The 2,063-nt window shown below is 57.4% G+C and carries 1 protein-coding gene; it reads right to left on the reverse strand.

Features of this window, described 5'->3' with window-relative positions:
- Positions 1-955: 955 nt before the first annotated feature.
- The coding region (locus tag WAW39_RS21905; protein WP_422321291.1) for a Gfo/Idh/MocA family protein at positions 956-2,063 on the reverse strand (1,108 nt) is incomplete at its 5' end.

The following is a 2,063-nucleotide window of genomic DNA, read 5'->3' on the forward strand; positions in this document are numbered from 1 at the left end:
CACAGCTCAAAATGCGGAGCAAAGCCCTTGCTAAGCGATCCCAGAGACACGAACCATCACCACTCCCAGCCGTGAGCATCATAGCTTAACTTCACGCAATCCTGGCCGAAGAACGGGGTCCACCTCAACTGGCCAGATGAATAACTCGTTAGCGTGGTTTGAAAAAAATTACCCCGGGGCGAAAAGTACAAACTTGATGATTATTCCGACGAGCAAGCTTGGAAATGGCGCTGGCTTTAACAGACAGGTGCAAGTTGTTCGGGCGAAGGAGTTAAAGGCGCTTCTAAAAGCTACTAGGGCGTTTTTTAGATCGTTTCAACGACTCGAGTTTGACTCCCTTTCAGTAGAGCATGTCAATGAGCTTATTCAGCAACACGGTCTGACAATAAAGGACTTAGTGACCAACTTTTCGTTGCCCGCTTTTTGAGCGATGCTGTCGTTGATTGACAATCGAATCATCTGCCATATCAAAAAAGGGCCGTGTGTGAGTGCTGCGGTTGGCACATTCTTCACTGAAGCTTCCTCCTTCGCTCTTTGAGCTACGTAGGATAGGACGAAGGGCAAGCTGCTCTTGGTTTGTTTCCCGTGTGGGTGGTCCGGTACCCAGGGCGATGCCCTGGGCTGCGATAGGTCGCGCCGTTGGCGCTGGGGAGATGAACGAAACGGCAGCGGGGTGGACCGCTGCCGTTTTGGTTTGATGAGAGTTCTGGGATTCCGGAACCGCCTGAAGGCGGGACTACAATACGAAGAACCGGACGGGCTGCTGCGAAGCCGCGAAGCGAACCCCGAACTCCTTGCCTTGAGCTGGACGGCTGATCCATTCTCCGAGGCGAGCCTGCGAAGGATGGAGCGTCAGGTCTTTGGGCTTATGAGGGCGGTGGGTGTGAGTGATTGACGATTGAGGAGCAATTGATTTTTGATTTTTGAGGTGTCGGATTTCCAGAAGGGAGGGGGATCAGGCTTTCCAGCCGTCGCGGTAGGAGGGGCGGGTGATGAATTTGTTGGGGGCTTCGACGTTGGTGACTTTCATGGCGGATTTGTCCCACTGGACGGTCTGCTGGGCGCGGATGGCGAGGTTGCCGAGGAGGACGAATTCGGTGAGGGGGGCGGAGTAGTCGAAGTTTGAGGAGGGGAGGCCGCCATTGACGATGTGGTGGGCCCATTCGCCCTGGGGATTGTCTGGCATGACGGAGCGGGTTTCGGTCTGCTTGATCTTGCCGGACTTCATGTCTTCGCGGACGGCTTTGTATTTTTCGAGGGGGTAGACGAGGGGGCTCTTGCAGTAGGCGTCGCCTTCGAAGATGACGCCGTCTGTGCCGATGAACATCATGCCGGAGGTGGCTTTTTTGAAGGTGTCTTCGGGGATGTCTGGGTGGCGCTCGGGCTTATTCGGAACGCCGTCTTTTTCGCCGTCGTGCCAGGAGACGGTGAGGGCGGGGTGTTTGCCGGCGGGCATGTGGTAGATGAGCTTGGACCACATGGGGGCATTGAGGTCGGTGATGGGGCCGGATTCGGCTTCGATCTTCTCGGGGATGAGCTGGCCGAGGATGGAGAAGCTAGAGTCCATGATGTGGCAGCCCATGTCGCCGAGGGCGCCGGAGCCGAACTGCCACCAGCCGCGCCAGTTGAAGGGGGCGGGGCCGGGGGAGCGCTGCTTCTTTTTGGCGAGTTCGGGGTCGAGGTCGAACTCGAAGTAGGGCTCGGAGGGTTCGCAGGAGAGCCAGAGGTCCCAGTCGAGATTGGCGGGGCATTCGACGAGCTTCTTCTTAATAGGGCCCTGGGGCCAGATGGGGCGATTGGTCCAGAGGCGGATTTCTTTGAGGGTGCCAATGACACCCTGCTCGATCCATTCTTTGGCCATGCGCTGGCCGTCCATGGTGCGGCCCTGATTGCCCATCTGGGTGACGATTTTGGCGTCTTTGGCGGCGCGGTGGAGATCGCGGACTTCGGAGATGTAGTTGCAGAGGGGTTTTTGGACGCAGACGTGCTTGCCGTGCTTGATGGCGTGCATGGCGGCGAGGTAGTGGGTGTGATCTGGGGTGGAGACGATGACGCCGTCGATC

The organism is Prosthecobacter sp. (genome assembly GCF_049294395.1).
Lineage (GTDB): Bacteria > Verrucomicrobiota > Verrucomicrobiia > Verrucomicrobiales > Verrucomicrobiaceae > Prosthecobacter.